Source organism: Zhongshania aquimaris, assembly GCF_019312595.1.
Taxonomy (GTDB): domain Bacteria; phylum Pseudomonadota; class Gammaproteobacteria; order Pseudomonadales; family Spongiibacteraceae; genus Spongiibacter; species Spongiibacter aquimaris.
This window is the reverse complement of sequence record NZ_JAHWDQ010000006.1, coordinates 41,588-63,464: the sequence shown is the minus strand read 5'-3', so window position 1 is coordinate 63,464 and position 21,877 is coordinate 41,588. Positions and strand designations below refer to the sequence as shown.

General features: G+C 51.1%; 17 protein-coding genes. 8 read left to right on the top strand and 9 right to left on the bottom strand.

Translation table 11 applies throughout. The features are described 5' to 3' along the window. Window positions 1–90: 90 nt before the first annotated feature. Complete coding sequence (locus KXJ70_RS17115; RefSeq protein WP_219044769.1) at window positions 91–894, bottom strand: SDR family NAD(P)-dependent oxidoreductase; 804 nt, start codon at window positions 892–894, stop codon at window positions 91–93. Window positions 895–1,026: 132 nt separating this feature from the next. Here KXJ70_RS17115 and KXJ70_RS17110 point away from each other — a divergent pair, with 132 nt between their 5' ends. The 3 genes from KXJ70_RS17110 (at window position 1,027) to KXJ70_RS17100 (ending at window position 4,439) form a co-directional block, all read left to right on the top strand. After that, on the top strand, window positions 1,027–2,034 hold the full coding sequence (locus KXJ70_RS17110) for a zinc-dependent alcohol dehydrogenase family protein (protein WP_219044768.1): 1,008 nt from the start codon (window positions 1,027–1,029) through the stop codon (window positions 2,032–2,034). Between the two features lie 5 nt (window positions 2,035–2,039). Then, window positions 2,040–3,590 carry an AMP-binding protein gene (locus KXJ70_RS17105; protein ID WP_219044767.1) on the top strand — a complete coding sequence of 517 codons (1,551 nt, stop codon included), beginning with the start codon at window positions 2,040–2,042 and terminating at the stop codon, window positions 3,588–3,590. A 165-nt stretch (window positions 3,591–3,755) separates the two neighbouring features. Next, a complete protein-coding gene (locus tag KXJ70_RS17100; RefSeq protein WP_219044766.1) occupies window positions 3,756–4,439 on the top strand; it encodes a TetR/AcrR family transcriptional regulator in 684 nt (227 codons plus the stop codon). 67 nt (window positions 4,440–4,506) lie between these two features. Here KXJ70_RS17100 and KXJ70_RS17095 read toward each other — a convergent pair whose 3' ends face one another. The 4 genes from KXJ70_RS17095 to KXJ70_RS17080 all read right to left on the bottom strand — a co-directional run bounded on the left by KXJ70_RS17095 (window position 4,507) and on the right by KXJ70_RS17080 (window position 9,899). Beyond that, on the bottom strand, window positions 4,507–5,493 hold the full coding sequence (locus tag KXJ70_RS17095; RefSeq protein WP_219044765.1) for an alpha/beta hydrolase: 987 nt from the start codon (window positions 5,491–5,493) through the stop codon (window positions 4,507–4,509). Continuing rightward, entirely contained in the window at window positions 5,490–6,881 is a 1,392-nt protein-coding gene (locus KXJ70_RS17090; protein WP_219044764.1) for a WS/DGAT/MGAT family O-acyltransferase, read from the bottom strand. Before KXJ70_RS17090 ends, KXJ70_RS17095 begins: the two co-directional genes overlap by 4 nt. Before the next feature lie 190 nt (window positions 6,882–7,071). Continuing rightward, window positions 7,072–8,319, bottom strand: coding sequence for a cytochrome P450 (locus KXJ70_RS17085; protein ID WP_219044763.1), 1,248 nt, complete (start codon window positions 8,317–8,319; stop codon window positions 7,072–7,074). 107 nt (window positions 8,320–8,426) lie between these two features. Continuing rightward, on the bottom strand, window positions 8,427–9,899 hold the full coding sequence (locus KXJ70_RS17080) for a class I adenylate-forming enzyme family protein (protein WP_219044762.1): 1,473 nt from the start codon (window positions 9,897–9,899) through the stop codon (window positions 8,427–8,429). 175 nt (window positions 9,900–10,074) lie between these two features. On the opposite strand from KXJ70_RS17080, the gene KXJ70_RS17075 reads away from it, so the two are divergent. The 5 genes from KXJ70_RS17075 to KXJ70_RS17055 all read left to right on the top strand — a co-directional run bounded on the left by KXJ70_RS17075 (window position 10,075) and on the right by KXJ70_RS17055 (window position 15,302). Continuing rightward, the gene (locus tag KXJ70_RS17075) at window positions 10,075–11,058 is read left to right on the top strand and encodes a thiamine pyrophosphate-dependent dehydrogenase E1 component subunit alpha (RefSeq protein ID WP_219044761.1); all 984 of its coding nucleotides are present in this window, start codon (window positions 10,075–10,077) and stop codon (window positions 11,056–11,058) included. Window position 11,059: 1 nt separating this feature from the next. Then, window positions 11,060–12,058 (top strand): alpha-ketoacid dehydrogenase subunit beta, encoded by a 999-nt coding sequence (locus tag KXJ70_RS17070; protein ID WP_219044760.1) that lies wholly within the window; start codon window positions 11,060–11,062, stop codon window positions 12,056–12,058. Then, window positions 12,055–12,285: a biotin/lipoyl-containing protein gene (locus tag KXJ70_RS17065; RefSeq protein ID WP_219044759.1), complete on the top strand. Its 231-nt coding sequence runs from the start codon at window positions 12,055–12,057 to the stop codon at window positions 12,283–12,285. Before KXJ70_RS17070 ends, KXJ70_RS17065 begins: the two co-directional genes overlap by 4 nt. Window position 12,286: 1 nt before the next feature. Beyond that, the gene (locus KXJ70_RS17060; protein ID WP_219044758.1) at window positions 12,287–13,681 is read left to right on the top strand and encodes an aromatic ring-hydroxylating oxygenase subunit alpha; all 1,395 of its coding nucleotides are present in this window, start codon (window positions 12,287–12,289) and stop codon (window positions 13,679–13,681) included. A 163-nt stretch (window positions 13,682–13,844) separates the two neighbouring features. Next, window positions 13,845–15,302, top strand: coding sequence for an NAD-dependent succinate-semialdehyde dehydrogenase (locus tag KXJ70_RS17055; protein ID WP_219044757.1), 1,458 nt, complete (start codon window positions 13,845–13,847; stop codon window positions 15,300–15,302). A 554-nt stretch (window positions 15,303–15,856) separates the two neighbouring features. On the opposite strand, the gene KXJ70_RS17050 is transcribed toward KXJ70_RS17055, so the two are convergent. The 4 genes from KXJ70_RS17050 to KXJ70_RS17035 all read right to left on the bottom strand — a co-directional run bounded on the left by KXJ70_RS17050 (window position 15,857) and on the right by KXJ70_RS17035 (window position 21,814). Further along, window positions 15,857–17,059 carry a cytochrome P450 gene (locus KXJ70_RS17050; protein ID WP_219044756.1) on the bottom strand — a complete coding sequence of 401 codons (1,203 nt, stop codon included), beginning with the start codon at window positions 17,057–17,059 and terminating at the stop codon, window positions 15,857–15,859. 188 nt (window positions 17,060–17,247) lie between these two features. Then, window positions 17,248–19,335 carry a pyrroloquinoline quinone-dependent dehydrogenase gene (locus tag KXJ70_RS17045; protein WP_219044755.1) on the bottom strand — a complete coding sequence of 696 codons (2,088 nt, stop codon included), beginning with the start codon at window positions 19,333–19,335 and terminating at the stop codon, window positions 17,248–17,250. 86 nt (window positions 19,336–19,421) lie between these two features. After that, window positions 19,422–20,636, bottom strand: a complete 1,215-nt coding sequence (locus KXJ70_RS17040; RefSeq protein WP_219044754.1) for a CaiB/BaiF CoA transferase family protein — start codon at window positions 20,634–20,636, stop codon at window positions 19,422–19,424. Further along, window positions 20,633–21,814, bottom strand: a complete 1,182-nt coding sequence (locus tag KXJ70_RS17035) for a CaiB/BaiF CoA transferase family protein (protein ID WP_219044753.1) — start codon at window positions 21,812–21,814, stop codon at window positions 20,633–20,635. The genes KXJ70_RS17040 and KXJ70_RS17035 overlap by 4 nt, the downstream gene beginning before the upstream one ends. Between the last annotated feature and the right edge of the window lie 63 nt (window positions 21,815–21,877).

The following is a 21,877-nucleotide window of genomic DNA, read 5'->3' as shown; positions in this document are numbered from 1 at the left end:
AGTCAACATGCGAAGTTGTTCATTAAGAGCTGGTAACCGTTTGCGGGGAGGGAGAGTAAAGTGTGCTATCGCTTTATTTAATTTACTTTCTTATTGCGCAAAACTGTAGCCACCGTTGACCGGATAAGTTTGCCCAGTGATCCACTCCGCAGCGTCTGAACAGAGAAACAGCGCCATATTCGCAACATCCTGATTTTTGCCAAAGCGACGAATTGCATAGCGCTCGACATGGGTTTTGGCGCGATCGCTGGCGAGGAACTCACGGAGTGCCGCCTCTTCCATTTGAGGTTCTAAGGTTGACAAGGAAATGCAGTTAGCGGTGATTTTGTAGCGACCGCTTTCTTTTGCAATCGAGCGCATAAAGCCGGCCGCACCCGCTTTTGCGGCGGCATAGACAGTAAGTCGCGCTTCGCCGACTCGTCCTGCATCTGACACGACGGTGACAATTCTACCCCGCTTCGCTGCAACCATGGCTGGCAGAGCCAAATGACAGCAGTTCATTACCCCTTTTAAGTTGGTGTGAAAGTAGCGATCCCAGTCCGCTGGTTCGGTTTCCCAAAATAGCGGAGAAGGTCGCATGCTTATTTGCGGGCCAGCATTGCCGGCATTGTTTACCAACACCGTTACGTTGCCGAGGATTTTAGTGGTCTTGTCATAAGCTAGCTTCAAGGCGTCGTAGTCGCCGACATCCGCTGCTGCAGCCTGCGCTGGAATACCTAACTGCCTTATTTCCTCGACCACGGATTCGGCGCGCAGTAGCTCAAAATCATTCACAATAATGCCGCCGGCATTGTGCTTTGCCAGTGTCAGGGCGATTTCACGACCAGCGCCTTGTCCAGCTCCGCTTACAAATGCGATCTGGCCACGCAGATCCAGTGGGTCTGTGCCTATCATTGTTGCAGTTCTCTGAAGTTGAATTTATGTTTTATAAGTACAACAGTGTTGTATACTAATTTCATGGTACAGGAATCTGCAGCGTCGAAAAAGCATGCAGTTCTTGAATAAAATAATAAGGATTGATAGCACGTGAAGCGCATTTTGATTAAAGAGGCTGGCGGTATCGACGCTGTGCAATTAGACAATCACGCTAATTCTGCGACCCTTTGTACTGGGCAGTTGAGGATCAAGGTTAAGGCGGTTTCGCTAAATTATCGCGATTTACTGGTGATCAATGGCAAGCTGGGGCCGATTTCACCAGAGGGGCAGGTCCTGTGTTCTGACGCCGCGGGTGAGGTTGTCGAGCTTGCCGATGATGTTCAAGAATTCAAGCTTGGAGATCGTATTAGTCTTAGTTTTATTCCGCAATGGTTTAGTGGCGAATTTACCAGCGCGCGTGCGCCGGCCAGTCGAGGTTACCCATTAGCTGGTGTACTTAGTGAAGAGCTAATCGTTCATTACAGTGAAGCTTTAAAATTTCCGGCGCATTTAAGTTACGAGGAAGCGGCCTGCCTACCCTGCGCTGGGGTCACTGCCTGGCATGCCCTGTGCGGCGTTGCGCCCTTGTATCCCGGTATGACGGTGCTTACCCAGGGCGGCGGTGGCGTTTCAGTTTTTTGTCTGCAATTTGCCAAGTTATTTGGTGCCAGAGTTATTGCGCTGTCATCGAGTGAGGAGCGCTGTGCACAACTCAGGGAATTAGGTGCGGACGAAATTATCAACTATAGGCAACACCCTGACTGGGTAGTAAAGGTTAAGGAATTGACCGATGGGGTAGGTGTCGATCTGGCTGTTGATCTCGGTGGTGCGGGAACAGTTAACCAATCTGTTGCCGCGCTGAAAAAAGGTGGGCGTCTTGCATTGGTGGGTTTGTTGGATGGTTGGCCGCAAACCATTGATGGCTTATTCGCATCGCGAATTGATGTGACCCCGGTTACCGTTGGCAGCCGTCACGATTTTGAATTGATGAACCGCGCCATTAGCTTTCATAAATTAAAGCCCGTCATTGATCGTATCTTCCCCTTTGACGACATAAACCTCGCTCTGCGTTATTTAGAGAGCGGCAAGCAATTTGGCAAAATTGTCATAAACGTGTGACCACAATGATGAATCCTATACATACTCCATTATATGTTCCCAATGTGCTGGCCAATGCCTTAAGCCAAGATCCGCAGCGACCCATGTTGCAATTATTGGGCGGGCCGATGATGACGGTTGGCGAGGTCAGGGATGCAGCGAGCCAATTCATTCAAGCTTTTGAAAGTTTGAATTTAGGTAAGGGCAAGCGAATTGGCTTGCTGTCGGCGAATCGCCCGGAGGTATTGCACGTCGCTAACGCGGTCCAGCTAATGGCGGCTATCTATGTGCCTATGCATCCCTTAGCGGGTTTAGCGGATCATCAACATGTCGTCGATGATGCCGAAATTGATGTGCTGATTTTTGACGCGGATAATTATGCTAGTCGAGCTGCAGAATTAGCTGCGGCAACGCCGGCATTAAGTTTACTGGCATTTGGTGAGAGTGAGCTTGGCGCGAATTTGAGTGAATTAGCCGCTGGCTTTGCTCCTTTACCACTAAAGCCTGCCTCTGTGGATGGCAACGATGTAATGCGTCTTGGCTATTCTGGTGGCACAACCGGAAAACCCAAAGCACTGGCGAGTGTGCAGCGCACCGGCATCGTTACTGTTCAAATCATGATGGCAGAGTGGGAGTGGCCTTCGCTGCCGCATTTTTTATGTTGTACGCCGCTGAGTCACGCTGGCGCCGCCATGTTTTTACCCACCTTGTTAAAGGGTGGAACCATGTTGGTGCTGCCGGGCTTTAACCCGCTGCAAGTGTTAGAAACCATCCAGCGGTATAAAATTAACTGCATGATGTTGGTGCCCACCATGATTTATGCCTTGTTGGATCATCCCCGCTTTGACGAGTTTGATTTATCTAGTTTAGAAACGGTTTTTTACGGTGCTTCGGCTATTTCGCCGTCGCGCCTGAAAGAAGCAATTGAGAGAATCGGCCCAGTATTTATGCAGTTTTACGGCCAAGCAGAGGCGCCGATGGCAGTCACTATTTTACGAAAGCGAGATCACAAGGTGGATGACCCCTTGCGTCTTGCCAGTTGTGGCCGCCCAGTACCCTGGGTGAATGTCGCCTTGCTAGATAGTAACAAGCAGCCTGTGGCTGATGGTGAGCCCGGTGAAATATGCGTGCGCGGGCCGCTGGTAATGAACGGCTATCGCAATCTGCCAGAACTTACTGAGCAGGCGTTTGAGGGAGGGTGGTTGCACAGCGGCGATGTCGCGGTGCGCGACCACGACGGCTATTTGCGCATAATTGATCGCACCAAAGACATGATAGTGAGTGGCGGTTTTAATATTTATCCCCGCGAAATCGAAGATATTATTGCCGAACATCCGAGTGTGTCTCAGGTTGCGGTAATCGGTCTGCCCGATGAAAAATGGGGTGAGGCCGTAACGGCATTGATTGTATTGCGTGATGGTCAGAGCGTGGATAGTCAGGAGATTGTTGACCGCGTTACTGCTAGCAAGGGGGCATATCAGGCACCCAAATCTATCTTATTTATAGATTCTATTCCCCAAACCCCAGTCGGTAAGCCCGACAAAAAATTACTGCGTCAGCGCTATGCAAATAGTTAGTAAACATTCTGTTCGATAATAAGAAAAGGTTGGTATGTCAATATTTGCCCTAGTTTATATTGGCAGAGACGGTATAAAGGCGAAATGTAAGTATTTAGAAAATATACAACACGATGCTTATTAACTATAATCGCCGCAATTAGCTTAACAACACGGGTGATTAGCATGGCAGCAAAACCAAAAGCCACAGAAGAAAAGCGTCGGGTTCGCAATCCCGAAGCAACCAGAGAGGCGATTCTAACGGCGGCGCGCACAGTTCTGTCAGAGGACGGTCCAGAGGGTTTGAGTGTCTCTAGAGTAGCAAATTTAGCGGGTGTTAACCGCGGTACCGCCTACCAACATTTTCATACCCGTGAAGATTTATTGCATGCAACCGCTGACTGGGTTGCAGATCAGTTGCTGTCGGAAGGTGTTTTTGCTGCGCGCGACGAGCAAGCGTCTAGTGAGAAAACGATGCCTGCGCGCGAGCAGCCGGTATTTGAAACCATGGAGCGCATGGTTAATTTTGCGGTAGAAAACCCGGAGTTGGGGCGCATTTGGCTGTTTGAAATGCTGTCATCAAAGAACCCATCGGGTGATAAATTTTTCGCGCGCTACAAGCAGGGTATAGAGTCTTTGGTTGCCGGTGAATACGGCCACGACGATGTCGATTCAGAAGCGCTTGCGGTGTTGATGTTAGCGGGTAATTTTTTGTGGCCGGTATGGGTGAATGCCCACGCTAAGACTAAGAAGGAAAGAGCGGCGATGACCAAGCGTTTTTCCCGCGAAATGTTGCGACTCACCTTAAACGGCGTATTGAAGCCCAAGCACTATCCAAATCTGATCAAAATGCTTAAAGATGATTTGTAGTTTTTGTCTGCTTACACGGCCTTGATTCCCGCTTGCTGGCATTATTGATGTCGCGAACGGAGTAGATCTAGCATCTAGCTCTTTTTAAGTGAATTTTTGAGAACGCAATCATATCTTTAATCGACTTGCGGGCCTCGGGGAAAAATCGTTCAAATATTGGAAAGGCGTGGGGCAGGGTTGGCCAGATATGACAGGTAGTATGCACGCCAGCTTCGTAGCAGCGCTCGGCGAGCATAATGGTGTCATTCATTAGTATTTCTTCTTTGCTGGCTATAAAAAATAATGGTGGTAGGCCAGCGCAATCCATATACAGCGGCGATACTTCCGGGTGGGTGCTATTGAGAGGATCGGTATAAAAAGTGGCGAAGGCGGGTAGGGCTGCGAGGGGCAGCAGCGCGTCGGTATCTTTGAAATGGTAGAGTGATGGCGAACCATGAATACGTGCCATTTCCGTTACCGGTGAAATGGCAATGGCGCAAGCGGGCATGCCAATACCGGCTTTACGTATCCGCTGCATTAGGCCAAAAATTAAATTCCCTCCAGCGGAGTCGCCCATTAACACTATTTGCGACGGTTTAAAGCCGCGTTCTAATAAGCCCAGAAATGCCTGCTCACAGTCGTCCAGGCCTGCTGGAAAGGGGTTTTGTGGCGCTAGTCGATAGTCGGGCATAAAGCCTGATGCGTCTATGCCGTCGCAGAATATGGCTGCCGTCGATAAATGCATATTGGGCGCCGCAGGCAGCATAAATGCACCGCCGTGCAGCCATAGCATAACGGGCTTATCGGTGTTGCTCAGGTCGCCAAACACGTGTCCGTTAATCTTGTTTATGCGCTGGTACTGTATGCTCACATTGTCGACGACAGGTGTGCGCATAGAAGACACTTTTGCCTGAAGTCCCGCTATTTTTTCCGGGCTGGATGTGGCCATGTGCATCATTAGTCGGCGTACCACGATGCGCATAGAAAATAGTATCAGCCGACTGCGTACGCCGACTGGAACCTCTGGATAGACAATGCCCTGGCCAAAATTATTAATATCTATTTTACTATTCATGGTGCATTCCGATTTTTAACGGCTTCTTCTAATTCCACCAGACCGTCTTCTAGATATTTCAATATGCGCTGGACATGGGGGACGGATTTTCGGCAGGCAATTAAGCCGAAATCGACGGTGTCATGGCGACTGATTAGCGTAATATTTAGTGCGGCGCCATCGGTGAGTAGAGATAAGGGATAGAGGCCGCTTAGCTTGGCGCCCTGCCAATACAAATCTTCTTTTGGCCCAGGTACGTGAGAAATAACCAGGTTGCCTAAGGTTTTATTTGGATTGACGTTAAAGATAGCATTGATCGCACCAGGAATTAATTTTACTGCGGCGGTGGTTAGGGTTTGGGTGGGGCTTAAATTGCGAATATGCTTTTTGTTGTAATCCATGCAGGCTTTTATGGCCACAATGCGTTCGGCGGGATCTTTTAAATGGGTCGCTAAATGGCACAGGGTAAAGGCCACTTCATTGCCGGCGCTGGTGCTGTCCTCTCGTCTAACGGATACCGGTACCGCCGCGACTAGTGGTTGCAGCGGTAAGTCATCTAAGTCTGCAAGGTATTGACGCAATGCCGCTCCGCACATGGCTAAGGCGACATCATTTATGCTGGCGTCGAAGGCTTTGCCAACCGCGCGCATACGTGGTGTTGAGTAAGACTGTGCCGCAAAGCGACGTGTGGCGCTGACAGATTGATTTAAGCTACAACGGGGCGCTTGTCCCCCAAAGACAAAGTCAGGGTTCCCCTTCCAAATATCGGCGATATTACTGCGAATCTCGCGGTATACCGGCGGAATAGACCGGAGGCCATTTTTAGATAACTTGCTAATCGCGCTTAGCCCTTTTGCCGTAGGTGTGGGAACGGGTAAATGCTGGGCTTTGGAATTACTGATGCCGTTTTCCCAAAAAGGCGGTAACTTTGTCGACTCACGCTTATTGCTAGACATGCTGCTAATCAGCATTTTAATTCCCGCGATGCCATCGACTAGAGAGTGATGAATTTTCATATAAACCGCAAATCGGCCGTCTTCAATGCCTTCGATTAAATATATGCGCCACAAAGGATAGGCTCGGTCTAAATGACCACCGTGAATACGCGATACCGTTGCGAGCAATTCTCTGATCCGACCTGGTTTGGGGAGGGCGATGTGGGCGAAGTGGTGTTCTAAGTCAAAATCGGTATCTTCTTCCCAGTAGTGCAAGCCATTTTTCTGAACTAAATGTCGGTTAAAAGGTTCCTGCATTTCGGTAGATTTTCGCAACTTCTCCGAAAGCTTCATGACAAAATCTTGTGGTGCTTTTTCGCCGGGATCGAACAGCATTAACATGCCGATGTGAAACGGCTGTCTGCGTGTTTCTAAACGCAGAAATGTGTCGTCGATTAGCGAGATTCTGTCCATGATAGGCACATCCTTTATTGAATAGATAAAGCAGCCTTTTTTCAGGCTAATTGTGAGTTGTTGCGTAATAATCTGACATGCTTGTCGAGAAAAGGATACAGGAATTGATAGGCATTGTTGATTATTAGAACACAACAAGCTATCCCGGTCTGACACTGGGTTTTCACTGGGATAGCTGTTGCGGCGGAATTTACCAAACTAGATGTACTGATTCTGGCCCCCAAACTGGACCACCGTGATATTGCACGGCCTTGTTCGGATCAAGTTTGAATTCCGGTAAGCGCTTTACCATTTCTTCATAAAGAATATTTAGCTCTACTCTGGCTAAATGGGAACCGAGGCAGCGATGTGGCCCTGCTCCAAACGCGATATGGACGTTCTCACGCGCCATTTTAAACTCTTCTGGTGACTCGTATTCACTTTCATCGAGATCGGCTGTTGGTAATAGTAGAACGGCTTTCTCACCTTTCTTCATGGTGATGCCTTGGAATGTCATATCTTTTGCTACAAAGCGGGGAGGCAGGGTAAAGGTGTAGCGACGTAAAATTTCTTCTGTCGCGGCGGGTACTTTGCTCGGGTCTGCTTTGAGTTCAGCTTGCAGTTTTGGGTTGTTCGCTAGATGAAGCGCACCGAGGCCCATACCATTCATAACGGTATCTAATCCGGCGACGAAAATCATGACACAGTAGTTTTCCATATCATTGATTGTTGCGGGCTCGCCGTTAAATTCTGCCGCCCATAGCATAGAAATAATATCGTCTTGCGGATTCTCTTTGCGCTCCATGATGGTGTCGTGCATCGCCGCAGCCACCTTGCGCAAACGTTCTTGGACCGCAGATGGGTTCGAGTCCGTTGCTGCCAAATGCTGTTTCACCAGTACGCGGTATTCAACTTGGCGCTCAACTGGTAGGCCAAACATCTTCAGGAATACGGTGACCGGTAGTGGCTCAGCAATGGCCGACATAAATTCGCAGCCGCCGAGAGGTTTGAACTCTTCTACCAAGCTAATGGCCAGCGCACGAATGTCGTCGCTGATTGCCTTCATCGCTTTTGGCGAAAAAGCTCTTTGCAGTGGCATACGGAAGGTGCCGTGATGCGGGGCATCCAACGTGATCGGTGTTGGGATTAAGGGCTTGGGATAGTCAGCAGGCAGCGATTTAATAATTTCTTGCATTTCGTCATAAGAAAACGGGCTATTGCTAAAGCTTTCGGTATCTCGTGACGCGTCAAATACCGCCTTGTGACCTTTGATCATCCAGTGGCCACCCTGGCGTGGTGTCCAGAAAATCTCAGGAGCTTCCTTGGCTACTTCGATGGCGCGATCGTGGCCGCGTTCGATTAATCCGGGGTCAGCGTAAAAATCGAAATCGTATACCAGTGACTCTGGGACATGGTCTGGTTTTTCCGCTGCGGGGCTTAGCTGGGCTGTATTTGACATAGTGTGCTCCTGAATTATTTTTAAAGTGCCTTTACATATAATTATGTTCTTGGCGACTTAGTTTCATGGTTTTGCGTAATGATTAAGTTTAATAGCAATAATACGTTCTACGGGTCTTGAATAAATAGTTGGCGCACAGCCGCCTGATCGACTTTGTAAGAAAGTGGCGTTCTGGGTAAGGCTGCTATTTGTCGCCAGGCGACCGGTATATGTGTGGTTAATACATTGCGGCGTAGAAACGCCTCTAATTCCTGATCGGACAAAGCGCCGGCTTTATCCTTTAATACAATCGCGGCAACCGGCACCTGACCAAGTCGAGGGTCTGAAATCCCAACTACCGCCGATGCAGAAATTGCGGGGTGCTTGAGCAGTGCACTTTCGATGGTCTCTGGCAGAATTTTGAAGCCGCCGCGAATAATGGCGCCGTCGGCACGTCCCTGGTGGTAAAGAAAACCGTCTTCGTCGAGTTTTGCTAAATCTGTAGTGCGTATCCAGTGCTCACCCATGCGCAGGGCTTTTACTTCTAGCAAGCCGGTGGCGCCGGTGGGTTTAGGGTCGTTTGATTCCGGGTCGATGACGCGCAGTTCAACGCCGTCCATCGCTTTGCCAACACTCGCTGCTTTCTGCGTGCCGTACTGCTCCAATAATTGCGGCGTCATGCGCGTGACCGGGCCGCCAAATTCAGTGGCGCCATACGACATTAGAATGGTCACATCGTAGCGTTGCTCGAAAGTACTTTGCACATTGGCATCTAGTGGTGCGGCGCCCACGCCCAGGTAGCGCAAGCTGGCCAGATCCGCCTTTGGCGTGTCGGCATCGAGCAGCATTTTGATCGCCGCCGGCGGCAGGCCGCTGACGGCAGGGCGATAGCGCACAATGTGTTGGCGCCAGGCGTCAAGTGAAAACCGGTCTAGTAACACGACTGGCAGACCGTGGACCAGGGGAGGCAGTGTGGTGTACAAGCCGGAGATGTTGCCGAGCGGAAAATATAACAGTGCCGGGGTCAGGTTTTCGTTGGCTTGCTGTGAGGGTGTTGGGCTCAGACCGACTATATCTCTGGCTATTAGCGCATAGCTAAGCGCGACGGGTTTTGGTTTGCCTGTTGTGCCGCTGCTCAAAATTGAAATAGTTGGTATGCCGCTGAAGCTGGTGTTGCGAGCGCCTCTGGCGGCGTAGGCGATGTTTGCGCCAGTGTCAGTAAAGGCGATGCCGGCGATATCGTGAGTCGCTAACGTCTGTAATACCGAATCACAAAAATCAGTGTCGATCGCCAACACTGCTGCCGGTGGATCTTGCGCTAGATCCGCGGCAATGCACTGGCCTGATTGGAAGGGATAAACCATGCGGATATTGTAGCCTCGGCTGATGAGACCAAGAAACGCGGCAATGGCAGCGGGCTGGTTGCGCGCTATCAGTGCAATATCCGAGTGCGGTGGAATATGGCAATTCTGTAACTGATCGCAGCAGCTTTCCGCTATGTGTCGCAAATCCCCCCAGCTTCGCCAGGCACCGTTAAATTCTATGGCTGCTTGGTCATGCGGGCGGCTTAAGGCTGAGGCGCAGAGTTGCTCCAGCGTCATTGCTGATTCTCTATTGTCTTCATACTGTCGATCAGCTGTTCGAGATTGATGGTGAGATTATGATCAATCACGATACTTTACATTTGCTCTCTTCCGCGATAGATTGAACACCATTGTTGTACAATTAAAAAATAAACTCAAGTGTAATCCACGAACATAATCAGCGAATAATCTTATGACTACATCCGCATCTTTTACTTCAAAGGATCTCTATGAGGTCTATAAAAAGGCTCTGAAAATTCTCATTGTCGACGAGAATATCCGCGGCTTGATCCGTTCTGGCGCCATGCACCCGGTGTATTACTCACCGCGCGGTCAAGAAATTGTCGCCGCAGCGATGGGCGTTCATCTTGAGCCTACAGACTATCTCTGCACCATTTACCGCGGTGTTCACGACCAGGTCGCCAAGGGTATGCCCTTGGATGTGCTGTTGGCTGAGTACTTTATGAAGGTGACTGGTGCCTGCAAGGGCAAGGGTGGTGCGATGCACATTACCCATCCCGCTTCTGGCGTGATGGTAACCACAGGGGTGGTAGGCAGTAGCATGCCAATCGCAAATGGCATGGCCTGGGCCTCGCAAATTAAGGGTGATGACCGCGTGTCAGTTGCCACCTTTGGCGATGGTGCCTCAAATATTGGTGCCTTCCATGAAGCCCTGAATATGGCTGCGGTGTGGAAATTGCCGACCATTTTCTTATGCCAAAACAACCGTTATCAGGAATGTACTCAGTACGCTGATTCGACTTCCTGTGAAAAGATCTCTGATCGCGCGGCTGCTTACGGCCCCAATATGGTTGGCGTCAGTGTAGATGGCAATGATGCGGAGGAAATGTGGAACGCGATGCGCGACGCAGTTGCGCGTGCACGTAGCGGCGCGGGACCAACCCTGATTGAGGCAAATACTTTCCGCTATATGGGGCATTACTTTGGTGATCAGGCTCCTTACATTCCTAAAGAAGAATTGGCCGCCGAGATGGCCAAAGACCCCATGATTCGTATTCGTCAGCAGGTGCTGGATTCAGGCGTTGCCACAGAAGATGATTTAGTGGCGTTAAAAGCTGAGCTCGAAGCTGAGTTTGAGGCCGCGGTGCAATTTGCCAAAGACAGCCCAGAACCTGAACTAGACGAAGTTTACAAAGATATTTACGGAGCCGCCTAAGATGAGCGATAAAATAAATTTTACCCAGGCGTATAACCGTGCTCTCGATGAAGCAATGGCTGCCGACCCCACCGTTATTATGTTGGGCGAAGACATTGGTGACAAAGAAGGTGGCGGTGTATTTAAAGTAACCGGTGGCCTGTCTACAAAATACGGTACTGATCGCGTTCGCACTACACCAATTTCCGAACAGGCGATTGTGGGCGCGGCGATTGGCGCATCGCTGGCGGGCATGAAGCCTGTTGCCGAAATAATGTTGATGAACTTCATCACCGTCGCCATGGATATGATTGTTAACCATGCGGCTAAGCTGCGTTTTATGTCCGGTGGTCAAACCAGTGTGCCTATCACGATCCGGACTCGTACCGGTGCGGGTATGAGTGCGGCGGGCCAGCATTCTGATATGTTGGAAGCGTGGTTCTGCCACACCGCGGGCATGAAGGTGGTTATTCCGTCTACACCTGCTGATGCGGTGGGCTTGTTGCGCGCCTGTATCGAAGACCCGGATCCCTGTTTATTTATTGAAGATGCGCTGACGCGCACCGTGTCTGGCCCCGCGCCAGAAGCCAACCATATTTTGCCTTTGGGTAAAGCGAATGTTGAGCGCGAAGGAACGGACGTAAGCTTTATTAGCTACGGTCGTCCGCTGCAAGACATGAGAAAGATGGTGGATCGTTTGGCCGAAGAAGGCATCTCCGTTGAGATTGTCGACCTTCGTACGGTATCTCCTCTGGATACTGACACCATCGTTAAGTCGGTTAATAAAACCGGCCGCGCAGTTATCGCCCACGAAGCCGTACGCAGCTTTGGTGTGGGTGCGGAAGTTGCTGCCCGTATTCAGGAACACTGCTTCGCGGCGTTGAAAGCACCGGTGCTTCGCGTGGCATCAAAAGATGTCGCGGTGCCATTTGCCCGTAAGCTTGAGCAAGAGTTTTTATACAAAGCGACTGATATCGAAGCCGCAATTCGTCAAACCTTAGAAGGGAGCACCAGCCGATGAGCACTGAAGTCCGTATTCCGTCCATTGGGTTTTCAACGCAAGAAGCAACATTGGCTGAGTGGATGGTGGCGGATGGTGCCACCGTCGAAAAAGGCGCGCCGCTGTATGCCTTGGAGTTGGACAAGTCTACTCAAGAGATTGAGTCTCCGGCGTCTGGGACCCTGCGTATTAAAGTCGAAGCCGGTGAGGTGTGTGAGATAGGATCGCTAATTGCGGAGATCGTGTGATATGAGCGCCGCACTGAATAATAACAATGCGTGGCCAGAAAGCTGGCGGTTGCTGTCCAAAGGGCATGGTGCGCGTAAAGGGCGTTATGTCGATCCAGAGTTTCAGAAGCTGGAGTACGAAAAGTTGTGGTCCACCGTGTGGCAGTGCGCCGCACGCTTGGACGAAATTCCCTCCGCCGGCGATTTCACTACCTACGAAATCGGGAATCAGTCGGTGATCGTGGTGCGGGTCGACGCCGATACGGTCAAGGCCTATCACAACTTTTGCCCGCATCGCGGTACCGCTTTGTCCGGCGGTGGTTGCGGTCATTTTGAACATGAGAAAATCATGTGCCCCTTTCACGGCTGGCAGTGGAATTTGGCGGGTGAAAGCACGCTAATATTCGAGCAGAAAGAATTCCGTGGCGGCACGTTAAAAAACGAAGATGTGCATTTAAAGACCTTGCACTGTGAAATTTACGCGGGCTTTGTGTTTATTAATTTTGATGCTAATCCCCAGTCATTTGATGAATTTATTGAGCCGGTACGGGCAATCGTCGACGGCTTGGCGATTGGCGACATGCACCACTACTGGTGGAAGTCCGTTGAGGTTGGTGCCAACTGGAAAGTTGCCCAAGAGGCCTTTTTTGAAACCTATCACGTGCCGACGACGCACCCGCAATTAGATGATGCTGGGCGGGAGTTCATGTACGAAGGTATTCATCATGATGTATTCCAGCATTCCCATGTAGAGTATGACGCTTATCCATATGGTCACGGCCGCTTTTATGCAGGTAAAAAGCCCATGACCAACAATGACGCCAATGCGACTGAAGACGTGTTGGATCATATGATTGAGCACATGGCCCACTTGGTTGACGAAATGGATGCCATGGTTCTGCAGCAGGACGTCGATATCGCCAAGACCCTAAAAGGTAAGCCTGTGCCTGAAGGTTCAAGCTACGGCGCCGAGTTCGTTAAAGCGGTGTATACCGATGCGGCGATGACTCAGCGACCGATGCCAGCGCCAACGCCAGAAGTGGCAGGTATGTGGGGCGGCGAGGTTTTTATTTTCCCGAATTTATTAATTCTGCCGAATATGGGCAATGCAATGTTCTATCGTTCGCGTCCCAATGGCGATGACCCTAATAGCTGTATTTTCGAGATTTACTCAACCACGACTTACCCTGCCGATAAGCCGGTTCCGCGCGCGGAATGTGAACACATGACGGATATCAATGATCCCGATCAGTTCTTATTAATACCGCGGCAGGATATGAGTAATATTCCCCGTATCCAGAAGGGCTTGAATGCAAGTGCTTGCAAGCAGGTTTGGTTTGCTGGTCATCACGAGAAGATGATTATTAATATGCATCTAGAGTTAGACCGTTACTTGGGCGCGCCGCCGGCAGAATAGCTTTTGGGGCGATGTCTGGTCTGCAATAGTGCAGATACAATAAACCGCAGTTTACAAGCGCAAGGGGCCTGATATAGGCTCCTTGTTCGTATTGAAAGCAAGATTGTTGTTCTGACTGGTGGTGTGCAGACACCGACATGAATTTTATACTCGGATTGAAATTATGTTATCCCTTAATAGACCTGAATTATTTCGGCAGCAAGCCTATGTAAATGGACAGTGGCTAGATGCCACCTCTGGCGAAACCACCGATGTTTTTAATCCCGCTAATGGTGAATTAATTGGCACCATTCCGCGCCTTAGCGACCTGGAAACGCGGGATGCGATAGATGCCGCAAATGCCGCTTGGGGGCCGTGGCGCAAATTGCCAGCTAAAGAGCGCTCTGCCTATTTGCGTCGCTGGTTTAATTTGATTCAAGACAACGCTGAAGATATTGCCCAAATTATGACCGCCGAGCAGGGTAAACCCCTAGCCGAAGCGCGGGGTGAGGTTCAATACGCGGCCTCGTTTATCGAATGGTTTTCCGAAGAAGCCAAGCGCACCTACGGTGATGTGATTCCCAGTCCTGCAAATGACAAACGCTTAATCGTGGTGAAAGAACCCGTCGGTGTGTGCGCTGCGATTACCCCGTGGAACTTCCCAGCGGCAATGATCACCAGAAAGGCGGCGCCGGCACTGGCGGCGGGCTGCACAATGCTGGTTAGGCCCGCTGATGCGACACCGTTTACCGCCCTGGCTTTGGCTGTATTGGCCGAAGAGGCGGGTATTCCCGCCGGCGTACTCAATATCCTGACCGGTAAGTCGCGGGTTATCGGTGCGGAATTTACCAACAGTATGAAGGTGAGGAAATTGTCGTTTACCGGCTCGACCGAAGTCGGGCGGAAACTCATGGAGCAGTGTGCCCCTACGTTAAAGAAACTGTCATTGGAGTTGGGTGGCAATGCGCCATTCATCGTGTTTGAGGATGCCGATCTGGATGCCGCAGTAGAGGGCGCCATGATCTCTAAATTCCGTAACACGGGTCAGACCTGTGTGTGCACGAATCGCCTATATGTTCACGATAAAGTCTATGACGCGTTTACTGAAAAACTGGCGAAGGCAGTAGATGCATTAAAAGTCGGAAACGGGGTTGATGAGGGTGTTTCACAGGGGCCATTAATTGACGAAGGTGCTGTGTTAAAAGTTGAGCAGCATATAGAGAATGCGGTGGGCTTGGGCGCGAGAATATTAAGCGGCGGGCAGCGTCATGCTCTGGGCGGCAATTTCTTCCAACCGACCGTGTTGGCTGATGTAAACCAGGAAATGTGCATCGCCCACGAGGAGACCTTCGGGCCAGTGGCACCGGTATTGCGTTTTCACAGCGATGAGGAAGTCATCAAGCTAGCCAACGATACTGAGTTCGGTTTGGCCAGCTACTTCTACAGCCGCGATATTGGTCGTGTTTGGAAAGTCGCCGAGGCCTTGGAGTACGGCATGGTCGGGATCAATACCGGTCTGATCTCAAATGAAGTTGCGCCGTTTGGCGGCGTAAAACAGTCGGGTTTTGGCCGCGAAGGCTCACACTACGGCATTGATGAATACCAAGTGGTGAAATACATGTGTATGGGTGGTTTGGATTAAGCTGGCTAAAACCCAAGCATCGTCATACTCGGCAGCGACCGAGTATGACGGTGAGCGTGAGGGAAGTCTTTAACGTCCGACGCTTGAAGTACGCGCCGCCCAGTTCGGGGTGTTACGAACGCCAAAGCGACGGGGTCCTCAATCGAGTTGAGGATGAGGGTAGTGGGTCGTTGAGGATGACACAAACACACTCCGTCTTCATCGAGCTTTAAAAACTACGTCATCTCCGATCTTTCAATACTACGTCATCCCCGACCTGTTAGTTCTACGTCATCCCCGATCTGTCAGTACTACGTGTCAGTACTACGTCATCCTCGATCTGTCAGTACTACATCATCCTCGACCTGTCAGTTCTACGTCATCCTCGACGTGTCAGTTCTACGTCATCCCCGACCCCGATCGGGGATCCAGATGAGCGACAGCGAATGCTTTAACGTCCGACGCTTGAAGCACGCAATGTCCAGTTAGGCGAGATACAAAGGGTTAAGACCGATGGTTCTTCAGACATCGAAGTCATTATAGCAGCAGCCTCGATGCCTTTATCAGAAATAAAATCAGCTTAGCTTGTCACAAGAAATCAGTGCTTCTCGCAACTCATAGCCGTGCACCATGTCATTCCACGTTATGATCGGCGCGCTGTCTAATTTTATTCCCGGAATTTTGAAAAGTTGCTCTAAAAATATACGTGTTTCATGTAGGGCAACTTGTGATCCTGGGCAGCCGTGGGGACCATCGCCAAAGCTGAAATACTTTCCGGAATCATTTTGACGCTGCGCTCTGTCTGGGTCTATTGCAAATGGGCATTCGCCAACTAAATCCTCGTGGATATTTAAGTTGCGAATATCGATATCGTATTTTTCGCCGGCCGGAAGTGGTTGCTCGGACAGGCCTTCAACTTCTTCATCTACGCGGCGCATAAGTTTTGCGGCAATCGGTTCGAGCCGCAAAATTTCCATTAAGATAGCGAGTTGCTCTTTCTCATTCCCCGCTAAGAAACGCTCACGCAGTGGCTGATTTTCAAATAAATACCATGAGGTCATGGTGATAAATTCGCGGGTAGTTAGCATACCTGCCGAGCCGTAGGTGAGACACTCAATAATGATGGCGACATTGGAGTAGCCGTCTTCAATAAAGCTGGAGATGGCGTCGTCTTTGGGGTTGGCTTTGCGTGCTTTAATTGCTGGTCTAACGTCAAAGAAAAAGAAAATACCAGTGAAAAATACCCGGCGGAAGTTTAGCCAAAAGCGTGACAGCAGGGTGTTCCGCGCTTTGGAAATACTGGCGTTCAGTACCCAGCCAATGCGGCGAATTTTCCCCTCTTGATTGCTCTCGGTAAGCCCTAATATCTCGCCGACAACTTCGACAGCTAAGCGAAAGCCAATGTCTTCGATCTTGCCTTTTCCTTCCTGTTTAAACTCTTCAAGCAGGGCATCGGTGAAGCGGCGCATAACCGTAAAGTGCTTTTCCGATACGGCTTTGGGCGATAAAAATTTTAAGGTTTTACGGCGCTTCTTGGCGTGCTCTTCGCCGTCAAGAAAGAAGACAGGTGCTTGTTCCGGGCTTTTGTAATTTAGCAAGTCCGCGCCGGCACCTGCTTGGACAGCGGATTTACTGCGAAGTACTTTTCTTGCGATGGCGGGGATTTTAACCCAGTGCACACCTTCGTCAGGGCGGTTGTTGGCATAGGCGATAGGTGCAGATTTCCTGCGATCAATATTGTCGTGCATAGGGCATGTCGGTGTGTTTGTGTCAGTCATGGTGTTCACCCTGAGTTTGCCATTGAGTGGAGTGCTTGATATTGGTGTCATTGTACTGTCACCAATATGGTTAATGCTAGGACTATGTGTCTATTCACATTAATTAATTGATAGTTAGGCTGAGGGTGTTTCTGTGTACTAAGGCACGTCTCGGTGAGAAGTGCCTTAGCCTTTTGAGGGATTTCTATTTATTTTTTGAGTTTGTAGGCAATCACTGCGTCGCCGGGTTGTGAACCGTACATGCTATGACCACCCGCGGTAATCACGATGTACTGTTCGCCGTCGATTTCATAACTAATGGGTATGGCGTGGCCGCCAAATGGCAGGTCTGCGCTCCACACGGTTTCACCGCTTTTAATGTCAAAGGCTCTGAATTGCTTGTCCAGTGAGTAGCCAATAAAAACCAGTCCGCCGGCGGTTGCCAGCGGGCCGCCCGCGCCAGGTGTGCCCAGCATCATTGAGAACGGAGCGCCCATCATGGCGCCGACGTCACCCAGTGGTGATTCCCACAGTATTTTCTTGCTGACAATATCCACCGCCGACAACACCGCCCACGGTGGCTCTGAGCAGGGTGCCCCCAGTGGTGAAAGCAGGGGCTCTATGGTGGGAATATATGGTGCGCCCGTTACATCGAAGGTCATTGCGCCAAGCGATTCTATGGCTTGAGACTCGACGATTTTTGCCTTTTCTCTCGGTGTCAGGGTGACGATGGTCGGTACGCGATTAGACGGCACGATCATAATATTGCTTTCTGGGTCGAAGGCGCCGCCGCCCCAGTTTGGGCCACCGCCAACAGAGGGCGAGAATATCGTTCCCTGCTCACTTGGTGGGGTATAGATAGCGCCGTAGCGGTACTTCTCGACCTTTCTTTTACACAGCCATTTGTCGATGAAGGTGAATCCCCATGCATCGTCTGGGGAGAAGCCTTGCGGTGCCAAGGTAGGCATACCAACGGGGAAGGGCTGGGTTTTAGAAAGGATCTGTCCTTTAACAGCACCGTCCTGCGGAACCGGGCGCTCTTCAATCGGCACTAGCGGCTCACCGGTGGCGCGATCAAATACAAAGATCAGGCCCATCTTGGTGTTTTGCACTAGAGCGGGAATCAGTTTTCCGTCTTTGTTGGGGTAGTCGATCAGCAGCGGTTGCGACGGAATGTCGTAGTCAAAAACATTGTGGTGAACCAGTTGTTGGTGCCAAACCACTTCGCCGGTCGCGCCTTTCACTGCCACCACCGAGGTAGTGTAGTGATTGTCGCCGGCGCGTCCGCCACCGTAAAAATCCCCAGAGGCGCTGGTGGTTGGCAAGTACACTAAATCTAGTGATTGGTCCGCAGAGGTTGTGGCCCACACATTGCCGCCGCCCCAGCCGTTGCCGGTGCCGTTTTCCCAGCTTGATGAAGCTGGGTCATCTGGGTTATGCGGAATGGGGTCGAAGGACCAGCGGAATTCGCCGCTGCGGGCGTCGTAGGCCATGACTCTGCCGCTGGGCGCATCAACGCGCTGGTTATCGGCGACCGACGACCCAACAATAATGACATCGTTGACGATGGCGGGGCGCGAGTTGGCGACAACCTCGCCATCAAATATTTGCGGTGTGCTGGTGGGCATTTTGACTTCGCCGTTGTCACCAAAATCGGCGCAGGGTACGCCGGTTTTGGCGTCGATGGCGACTAGGCGATAATCGGCGGTACCTAAAATAATACGGGAATGACACTGGGCATTCGCGTCACTGCTGTCGTCAACATAGGCCGCGATACCACGGCATTTTTGCATGCCAACTTTGGGGTCCTTGGGGTCATACTTCCAGCGCTGTTTGCCGGTTTTGGGGTCCAGGGCAATAATTTTTCGAGTGGTGGTACACACCACTAAATTGCCTTCGATCATGCTGGGTTGATCTTCAAAGGCGATGAGGAGGTCAGTGAGGTCTTCGGGGATGACTTCACCGGTGCGGTATTCCCAAGCCTGTTCTAAATTAGCAATGTTGCCGGTGTTGATTTGCTTGAGCGGCGAATATTTGCTGCCAAATTGGTGCTGGTCCTCTTCCGAGGATGTAAATCCTGAACTGGCCATCAGTAGCAAGGAAGTGGCAAGTATCAGTTTTTGGATCTGGGGTCTACCGAGAGGGAATCGCATAGTCATAGCTTCTTTTTTTTTTGTTGAAGACAGTCGCGCCAAATCATCTTGCTTATCCTGGCCACCGGTAATGGCGTTTAAAAGAATTAAAATGCGGCGCTGAGAAATATTATTTAAATTAGAGCCTTTGATTGTAGTCAACACTGTTGTGTGACGTCAATTGGGGTCAATCGCATGACAGTAATTTAATATCGCGATTATCCTGTGGATTTTCTCTTCCAGGCGTCGTTTTAGCGCGTTACACCCGCCGTATGAAGCCGTTCTTGCTCTTCATCAGACAGCCTCAGCAATTCACCAAAAACATATTTATTGTGCTCGCCAAGTTTGGGGGCCGCCTTGTTGATGGTCGCGCCTCGGGACATTTTCCAGCTCGGGCCGACTATCGGGCGGCTTTGGCCCTCGCTGTCTTCCACGTCGGCGTAAAATCCGCGGGCCCAAAGGTGGTGGTCGGAGATTAAATCGACCGAACTGAAGCTTTTGCTCGCGGCGATACCGAGTCCTTGCAGTGTCGCGGCAAGTTCGGAGGCATCGTGTGAGGCAGTCCAGTTGGCGATGATGTCGTCGAGTTCGGACTCCTCAGCTTTTCTGCTGGCAAAAGTGTCAAAGCGACCGGCTAGCGCGCCCGCGCCGCCTGCTAGATTCAAGGCCGGGGCAAAACGCTGCCAAGCTTGATCGTCGCTAACGGCGATACAAATCCATTCACCGTCGCGACAGGGGTATACGCCGTGGGGTGCCATATCTTCGTGGCGATTTCCATCACACTGCCTAACCGCGCCATTCAGGCTGAAATCCATTACCGCGTCGCCGATCATGCTGGTCATGCTTTCAACTGCCGAGACGTCGATAAACTGACCTTCGCCGGTTTTGCTGCGATGATTTAATGCCGCCACGCTAGCCAGTGCGGCCGCGGCGCCGAAGGTAGAGTCTGCGTAGCGGATATTGACACCGGCGGGCGCCGCACCTTCATAGCCTGACAGTGCGCTTAAACCGCCAAGTGCGGCAAAGCAGGGAGCGTATCCCGTTTGGTAGCTAAGTGGCCCCTCTGCGCCGTACATACCCATCGATGTGTAAATGATATTAGGGCAGTGCTTTTTGACCTGTTCATAGCCTAGTCCGAGCCTGTCTACCGCACCGGGTCGCAGGTTTTCTATCAAGATATCCGACTCTTTGACTAGCTCGAGTAATAGGGCGATGCCCTCATCAGATTTCATATTAATTTGCACGCTGAGCTTTTGCGGGTTTACCGCCTGAAACCCCGGCGCTTTGTTGATGTCTTTCACGCCGTAAGTGCGGGTGACATCGAGTGAGCCTTCACTCTCTATACGGATAACCTCAGCCCCTAAAAAGGCAAGGAGTTTTCCAGCATAGGGGCCAGCCCAGACCTTGGTGAGTTCGACAACTCGCACCCCGGCAAGCGGGCCGCCGCGTTTTTGCTGATCTGTCATTGTGGCTCTCCGAATTGCGCTGCGTTCGGCATGGAATACTGGTGCTGTCCTAGCAGGGGCGCAACATTGGTTTTTATCGGCGTTGCCGACAGGCGATAGGGCGACGTTGGGATATGGAATTTACCCAGTACCGGGTGCTCTATCTCAGAAAAATAGTCGCGGAATTGATATTGCGGCGAGGCGAGTAGGTCGCCGGCATTGTTGACCGCAACCAGGGTTAAGCCGAGTTGCTGGGCTTGTTCGGCAACTTGGTGTTTTTGCTTTGTGCTAAGCCACTGGGTGATATGTTTGCGGCATTCGGCGACCCGTTCTGCCGTGCAGTCCAGCTCCATCCAGCGTTCGGGAAAGCTATTCATCCACGCGGGATTGTCGAGCAGTTGGCGCAGGGCGTCCCAGTGCGGCGGGGCAGACATCCACAGATAAGCGAAGCCGTCGGCGCAGGGGAAAATACCTGCTGGCCCGCCAAGGTCGAAGGTGTGACGACTGGGACTTACGTCCATGTCGCCGGCGATCATTTGGCCCAGTACGTAGTCAACCCGCGATGCCAGTACCTCCTGGGCAGAGATTTCGATGAGCTGCCCCAGGCCGGAGCTGCGACGCTCATAGAGAGTAGCGCTGATGCAAAGGGCGGCATCTAAACCGGCTTCATAGCTGGGCAAAAAGCGTCCGGCGCCTTTGAGTGGCGGTAGATCGTCAGCGGCGCCGCTGGGCGTGTGATAGCCGAGGCCGCTGCTGTGAAAGACGTTTAAATCCTCTGCGTATTGGCGATCGTCATCGGCGTCTAATCCATAGGCGGTGATGGCGCAAAACACTAAGCCTGGGAAGCGCTCGGCAATGCTGTCTGGTGCAAGGTCGTATTGGCGCAGCCACTTTGCGCCGTGATCGTCGATAAGGACGTCAACGGTTTTGAGTAGCTCGAGCAGTGTGGCGTGGTCCGACGCGCTGTCTAAATTCAGCTCAACAGATTGCTTGCCTGCATTTAAGTAAGCAAACAGGCCGCTGTTTTCCGGCCCTGATGTGTCTTTGCCAAACGGTCCCATGCGGCGGGTGGGGCTGCCGGTACCGGTCTTTTCGACTTTGATCACAGTTGCGCCAAACTCGGCCAGGAGTTTTCCGCAGTATTCACCTGAAACACGTTCAGATAATTCAAGAATAGTTACTTCGTTTAACGCCGACATAAATCGTCAATCCAGTATGCGTAGACGGGAGTGCAAATGTAGTAAAGCTGGCACACTGCCAGC

What these genes read in the sequence shown, in the direction of transcription:
- KXJ70_RS17115 (WP_219044769.1), bottom strand. Translation starts at nt 894, where the DNA reads ATGATAGGCACAGACCCACTGGATCTGCGTGGCCAGATCGCATTTGTA.
- KXJ70_RS17105 (WP_219044767.1), top strand. Translation starts at nt 2,040, where the DNA reads ATGATGAATCCTATACATACTCCATTATATGTTCCCAATGTGCTGGCC.
- KXJ70_RS17100 (WP_219044766.1), top strand. Translation starts at nt 3,756, where the DNA reads ATGGCAGCAAAACCAAAAGCCACAGAAGAAAAGCGTCGGGTTCGCAAT.
- KXJ70_RS17095 (WP_219044765.1), bottom strand. Translation starts at nt 5,493, where the DNA reads ATGAATAGTAAAATAGATATTAATAATTTTGGCCAGGGCATTGTCTAT.
- KXJ70_RS17090 (WP_219044764.1), bottom strand. Translation starts at nt 6,881, where the DNA reads ATGGACAGAATCTCGCTAATCGACGACACATTTCTGCGTTTAGAAACA.
- KXJ70_RS17085 (WP_219044763.1), bottom strand. Translation starts at nt 8,319, where the DNA reads ATGTCAAATACAGCCCAGCTAAGCCCCGCAGCGGAAAAACCAGACCAT.
- KXJ70_RS17080 (WP_219044762.1), bottom strand. Translation starts at nt 9,899, where the DNA reads ATGACGCTGGAGCAACTCTGCGCCTCAGCCTTAAGCCGCCCGCATGAC.
- KXJ70_RS17075 (WP_219044761.1), top strand. Translation starts at nt 10,075, where the DNA reads ATGACTACATCCGCATCTTTTACTTCAAAGGATCTCTATGAGGTCTAT.
- KXJ70_RS17070 (WP_219044760.1), top strand. Translation starts at nt 11,060, where the DNA reads ATGAGCGATAAAATAAATTTTACCCAGGCGTATAACCGTGCTCTCGAT.
- KXJ70_RS17065 (WP_219044759.1), top strand. Translation starts at nt 12,055, where the DNA reads ATGAGCACTGAAGTCCGTATTCCGTCCATTGGGTTTTCAACGCAAGAA.
- KXJ70_RS17060 (WP_219044758.1), top strand. Translation starts at nt 12,287, where the DNA reads ATGAGCGCCGCACTGAATAATAACAATGCGTGGCCAGAAAGCTGGCGG.
- KXJ70_RS17055 (WP_219044757.1), top strand. Translation starts at nt 13,845, where the DNA reads ATGTTATCCCTTAATAGACCTGAATTATTTCGGCAGCAAGCCTATGTA.
- KXJ70_RS17050 (WP_219044756.1), bottom strand. Translation starts at nt 17,059, where the DNA reads ATGACTGACACAAACACACCGACATGCCCTATGCACGACAATATTGAT.
- KXJ70_RS17040 (WP_219044754.1), bottom strand. Translation starts at nt 20,636, where the DNA reads ATGACAGATCAGCAAAAACGCGGCGGCCCGCTTGCCGGGGTGCGAGTT.
- KXJ70_RS17035 (WP_219044753.1), bottom strand. Translation starts at nt 21,814, where the DNA reads ATGTCGGCGTTAAACGAAGTAACTATTCTTGAATTATCTGAACGTGTT.